This is a genomic window from bacterium, assembly GCA_040753555.1.
Lineage (GTDB): Bacteria > UBA9089 > UBA9088 > UBA9088 > UBA9088 > JBFLYE01.
In genome coordinates, this window is record JBFMDZ010000138.1 from 1 (window position 1) to 5,790 (window position 5,790).

Annotated in this window: 5 protein-coding genes; 3 read left to right on the forward strand and 2 right to left on the reverse strand. The window is 36.2% G+C overall.

The genetic code is table 11. The annotated features are described in order from the left end of the window. Positions 1-94 precede the first annotated feature (94 nt). Positions 95-451, forward strand: coding sequence for an ABC transporter transmembrane domain-containing protein (locus AB1630_09810; protein MEW6104084.1), 357 nt, complete (start codon positions 95-97; stop codon positions 449-451). A 111-nt stretch (positions 452-562) separates the two neighbouring features. On the opposite strand, the gene AB1630_09815 is transcribed toward AB1630_09810, so the two are convergent. Continuing rightward, positions 563-2,683, reverse strand: coding sequence for a hypothetical protein (locus AB1630_09815; protein ID MEW6104085.1), 2,121 nt, complete (start codon positions 2,681-2,683; stop codon positions 563-565). Between the two features lie 22 nt (positions 2,684-2,705). Further along, a complete protein-coding gene (gene rplL / locus AB1630_09820) occupies positions 2,706-3,083 on the reverse strand; it encodes a 50S ribosomal protein L7/L12 (GenBank protein MEW6104086.1) in 378 nt (125 codons plus the stop codon). Positions 3,084-3,449: 366 nt separating this feature from the next. Here rplL and AB1630_09825 point away from each other — a divergent pair, with 366 nt between their 5' ends. Continuing rightward, complete coding sequence (locus AB1630_09825) at positions 3,450-4,859, forward strand: acyl-CoA dehydratase activase (GenBank protein ID MEW6104087.1); 1,410 nt, start codon at positions 3,450-3,452, stop codon at positions 4,857-4,859. A 12-nt stretch (positions 4,860-4,871) separates the two neighbouring features. Next, entirely contained in the window at positions 4,872-5,708 is an 837-nt protein-coding gene (locus AB1630_09830; GenBank protein ID MEW6104088.1) for a radical SAM protein, read from the forward strand. Positions 5,709-5,790 lie beyond the last annotated feature (82 nt).

Genomic DNA, 5,790 nt, shown 5'->3' on the forward strand with positions numbered 1-5,790 from the left:
CAAAAAACAAAGAAGAAAAAACCAAAGGGAAAGGCAAAAATCACTATAAATATAGAAGGATAGAGAAGATAAAAGAAAAAAATGATGATTTTTAATGTGTTTAAGTTTTTACCGAGAATTACTAATAATTATCTTTCTTCTTAGTCCTCTTTTAAGAAAGAAAAGTAAGGAGAGGCTAAAGGAAAGGGCTGGTTTTGATGCTTATCTCTGTGAGGCATTAGGTGGGATAAGAACAATAAAGGCATTTGTTGCGGAAAATAGAATCTCTCATTTTATAAAGAGGTATTTTATCAAGTATAACAGGGCATTTTTCAAGGAATCCCTTCTGGAATCTACATCTTTTGGGACAGCTAATCTTCTTACACTTTTTTCTATTCTCTTTATCTTCTCATTTTGTTATAAAGGAAAGGCTTACCTTGGGGTCTCTTTTGGCTTTTTCTCTTTTATTTGAAAGGCTTTTGGCTCCTTGGCGAGAACTTGTTAATTTAAATGATGACCTGCAAAGGGCTTTTTCTGGGAAGGGATGAGGAATGAGAAACGAGGGGTGAGGGTATAATTAACCTTATTGATAAAACCAGTAGTATGGCGAGAAATAGCTCATTCTATGCTTGTCAACAACCTCAAGTTTTATGCTTGTTTCAGGATTTGTAATAAAATTTCCTGAAATGGTTATCATTGGCTCATGCCACAATGATGTTTGGGCATCTCCCTTTGTATTCTTCCACCAGGCTGCTGGCTTTCCATCTATATATACGCCAATGCTAAATGGACTTGTGCATCTTGTAATGATTACCAAATCTTTATTTGGAATTGTTTTTATCTTAAAAATTTCTCCATCCGTTATTATCCTTCCACCATCTCCCACAATTATTGATGGTTCATCATTATAAGAGGCGTATGTTGCAAAAGTACGCTTTAAAAGACCTGGCTCAGAGGAATAGCTTTTATAAGAATGTGCGCTTTCCATTTCAACATCAGCGATATCTATTTTGTCAACAAGGCTTTTTCCCCTTAAGGCTTCCTTTGTAGATTGCAATTTTATTTCATCCCCTGTGTTTAGCCATTTAAAATCTGCCTTAAAAACCTTTTTTGGCTCACTTCCTGCACCTGCCATTGTAGGCTCATAAAGACCAAAAGAGGCAATTTCAGGGCCTAAAATATTGCCTCCAAAACCAAACCAGGAGGGATAAATAATAAAATAATCGGGCTTTCTTTCTAATTTTTCTAAGAATTCATAAAGGGGCCCATTTCCCTCTCCTCCTACATGGGTTGAATACCTTGCAATCTTTGGATAGCATAGACCAACAAGGTCAATGCAATACCTTTGGCTTATATATTTTATTGCACCTGCATCATTTAGGGCAATTGTAGCATTTGCTGGTGTATTCTCTAAAACCCATTTTCCACATTGTATCTGTTGAAAATATATATCCTTGCAATTCTTGCCATATGCAACACCAAAATAAAGGGCTGTTAAAAAAGAAAATAAAAGAAAGAAGCAAGATATGCCGATAAATGTCTCATTCTTGGCTTGAAATGCCTGGGATAAATGATATATCCCTATACATACCATAACAAGAAATAAGGGATAATAGGGGATAATATACCTATGCCAGTGGATATGCTCACCAGATGCCCTCGTTATTGATGCTATAAATATTCCACCAAAGAACCAGGAAAATGCAAGGAAATAAACACCAAGCCTTTTTGTTTGTATCTCCTGTATTATCTTTGGAAATACAGCAAGCACAAAGAAAAGTAGGGCAAATGGGGCAAAATAGACAGCAGAATAGCCAGAATTTGCATTTAAAACATTGATATAGTCTCCAGCAAATCCAGCAAAGACCTCCTTAAGGAGGAAGAAGAAATACCTTATGTTTGTTGCTAAATTGCCAAAAAATGAAAAATCTCCCCTTGTTAATGCTGATTTTGCAACCATTGTATTAAAATTTATTGAGCCTGTTAAAACAAGATTTAGAAAAAGCCAAAAAGAGCCTGTGATTACGGGAAGAAATACAAGGGGCATCTGGTAGATTGGAATCTTTTCATTCTTTGGAAGGGTTATTTGATTTAATAAGATAATAGAACATCCAATTATAGAAAGAATAAATCCCTCTGGCCTTGATATTGCCATAAGAGAGCCACAAATTGCGAATAAAAGGAGGTTTTTTGTATTATAGGCTGTTAAAAACCCAAAAGCGGATAAAATTATTGTCATTCCCAAAAGCCCTGTATCCATTCCAGAAAAGCATGCCCAGAGATATGGCCCATTTAGAATAACCAAAAGGCTTGTAACAACGCCAACCACAGGGGAGGCAAGCCTTTTTCCTATAAGATATGCAAAAATGCCAGCTAAAATAAGGATAATAAGAGAAAGAAACAAAGACCAATGGATTATATTCATTCCCGAGAAGCCCAAAATAAACCCAATAGAAAGAAGAATTTGCCAGAGGAGGCTTGTTACACCTGTTGTTGCTTGGTCTTCTATGTTGTATTTTAAGAAATGACCATCTGCCATATTTTGGGCGTATTGGAAGAATATGAATGGGTCGTCCAAAGGAAGGGAGGTGTTTCCTTCGCAATAATATTTTCCCATCCAAATGTAGAATCCAAGGAATAAAATGGATATAAGGATTAGGAAGGGAAATATAAGGAAGGATAAATCCCTTTTTTTCTTTGCCATTATAGATATAGTTTTTAGCTTCTTACTTTATCTCAACCTTTGCTCCAACAGCTTCTAATTTCTTCTTTATCTCGTCTCCTTCTTCTTTTGTTACGCCTTTCTTTACTTCACATGGAGCGCTTTCTACTAATTCTTTTGCTTCTTTAAGACCTAAGGGCAGAATTGTTCTAATTTCTTTTATTACCTGAATTTTGTTGTCGCCAAAGCTTGATAAGAAAACATCAAATGCTGTTTTTTCTTCCTGCTCTTGTGATACAGGAGCTGCACCGCCTGTTATTTGTCCAACCATCATTGGAGCAGATGCTTTTACCCCAAATTTTTCCTCAAGCTCCTTCACTAAATTTGCAAGCTCAAGAACACTCATTCCTTCTATCGCAGAAATAATCTCTTCTTTTTTCATTTTAGCCTCCTTTATAAATTTAAAAACAATATTTTATATTTGAATTAAATTTTTTGCAAGGATTATTTTTTATACCAAAAAGCAATTGGTTTTATAAAAATAGTATGTGTTTCTCTATTGTTGAAATTCATTTCTTTATTGGGATGGCTGTTGAATAAATTTATCCAACTCTTATGCGCATTATTTAATAGCAAAATTAAGGCTGTTAAACAACATACTACTGAAGAGGAAGAAAACCTCAAAAGAATTTTAGAAGAAGGATTTAAAAAAGGTTAAGAAAACTTATTCCCTTTATTGCCCTCAAGCCACGCAAAATCGTTGACGGTATAGCCTCAAAAAGGATATAATTTTATCTATGAACTCGGCATAGATATTGGTTCAATAAGTCTAAAGACAGCCATTTTGGATGAGGATAATAACATCCTTGAGGATTGTTATATCAGGCATAAGGGGAATCCCCTACCTTTGTTAAAAGAAAGAATAGCAAGCCTTCCCTCTGATATAGTTATTGGCTTTACTGGGACAGGGACAAAGGGGATATGCGATTTCTTTGGAATTTCTCCGATAAATGAGGTTATTGCCCAGGCAACAGCAACATCTAAATTAAACAAAGAAATAAGGACAATAATTGAGATTGGCGGCTCTGACTCAAAGCTTATAAACCTTGATAGCGATGGAAATATATCAGATTTCTCAACAAATACAATATGTGCAGCAGGTTGTGGCTCATTTTTAGACCAACAGGCAGGAAGGATGAAGCTTACAATTGAGGAATTTTCGGAAGCTTCCCTGAAATCAGAAAAGCCACCAAGGATTGCAGGAAGATGCTCTGTATTTGCAAAGACAGATATGATTCACCTTCAGCAGGAGGCAACACCCATCTATGATATTATTGCCGGGCTTTGCTTTGCATTTGCAAGGAATTTTAAGTCAGTAATAGGAAAGGGAAAGGATATAACCCCGCCTGTATCATTTCAGGGTGGTGTTGCGGCAAATAAAGGTATGCAAAGGGCATTCTCTGATGTCTTGGGCATTGAAATTATTACCCCTGAAAGATTTGCAATAATGGGTGCAATTGGTGCGGCAATATTGGCAAAGGATAAATTAAACCTCTCAAAAATTAAAGATTTTAAGATTGAAGAAACCCCTATTGGCCTTGAACCCTTATCCCTCATTGCCCCCATAGAAGAATACCAAGATAAAATAAAAACCTATCCCTGCCTTCCGCCTTCCACCTTTCGCCTTCCGACTTACATTGGCATTGACATTGGCTCTGTCTCAACCAATGTGGTGGCAATTGACGAAGACAAAAGGGTTTTAGCAAGAAGGTATCTACCTACAGCAAGTAGACCCATTGAAGCGGTATGCCAGGGGCTAGATGAAATTGGAAAGGAAATAGGGGAATTCATTGAGGTTAAAGGCTGTGGGACAACCGGCTCAGGAAGGTATATGATTGCAGATTTTATAGGAGGCGATATTGTAAAGAATGAGATAACAGCACAGGCAAGGGCAGCATACGATATAGACAATAGCGTTGATACAATATTTGAAATAGGTGGCCAGGATTCAAAGTTCATAAGCCTTGAAAATGGAGCAATCGTTGACTTTGAGATGAATAAGGTCTGTGCGGCAGGAACCGGCTCATTTTTGGAGGAGCAGGCAGAGAATCTTGGGATAAGCATAAAGGATGAATTTGCAAACCTTGCCTTTTCTTCAAACTCACCCCTTGCCTTAGGTGAGCGATGCACGGTATTTATGGAGCAACAACACACTTAAAAACAAAACGGAATGAAAGATGTTGAAGTGACTATTATAAAGACCCATGAAAAAAATAGAGGCCGAGGAAGATCGCATTTCACCCTTCAATGGCATATCACAGCAAGGTGCGATCAGAATTGCATGCATTGTTATCTCTATGATAATCCTACTTATAAACAGGAACTGAATAATGAATTAAGCTATGAAGATTGCTGTAAAATTATAGATGATTTTAGCGATACTTTTGATAATTGGGAAATGCCCACAAGAATTAGCTTTACAGGTGGAGATCCCCTTTTAAGAGAAGATATCTTTGATCTATTAGCATATACCAGAAAAAGAGGGATAGAAATTGGTATATTGGGTAATCCAAATCATCTAGACTATGAGACTGCAAAGAGATTAAAAGATTTAGGGGTATCAACATATCAGGTAAGTATTGATGGATTAGAAAAAACACACGATAGATTAAGAGGTAGAAAGGGCTTATTTAAAGATACCATTAGAGCAATCAATCTCTTAGAAGATGTTGCAATACCATCTGTCGTAATGTTTACTTTAAGTAGAGAAAATGTAAATGAACTTATTGGAGTTATTCAGACAGTAGCAAAAGAAGGTGTATCAATATTTGATTTTGCTCGGATAGTTCCAATCGGTGCTGGTAGGCAGCTGAAAGAACAGATGCTGACTCCTCAAGAATATAGGAAGCTTCTACTTAAGGTATTGGAAGAGTATAAAATCTTACAAGAAAATGGCTGTAGGACTTATTTTGGAAGGAAAGACCATCTTTGGAAATTGCTTTATCAAGAATTGGGTCTACTTAAACTGGAACTTACCCATAAGTTTGTAGAAACAAATCCTGCTTAGGTTTTTAACACTTTATTTTATTCAAAAAGAGAAAAACTAAAATTTTATCTTTAAAAAAAAGGAAAAAATGCCGATATATTAA

What these genes read in the sequence shown, in the direction of transcription:
- AB1630_09815 (MEW6104085.1), bottom strand. Translation starts at nt 2,683, where the DNA reads ATGGCAAAGAAAAAAAGGGATTTATCCTTCCTTATATTTCCCTTCCTA.
- AB1630_09810 (MEW6104084.1), top strand. Translation starts at nt 95, where the DNA reads ATGTGTTTAAGTTTTTACCGAGAATTACTAATAATTATCTTTCTTCTT.
- rplL (MEW6104086.1), bottom strand. Translation starts at nt 3,083, where the DNA reads ATGAAAAAAGAAGAGATTATTTCTGCGATAGAAGGAATGAGTGTTCTT.
- AB1630_09830 (MEW6104088.1), top strand. Translation starts at nt 4,872, where the DNA reads ATGAAAGATGTTGAAGTGACTATTATAAAGACCCATGAAAAAAATAGA.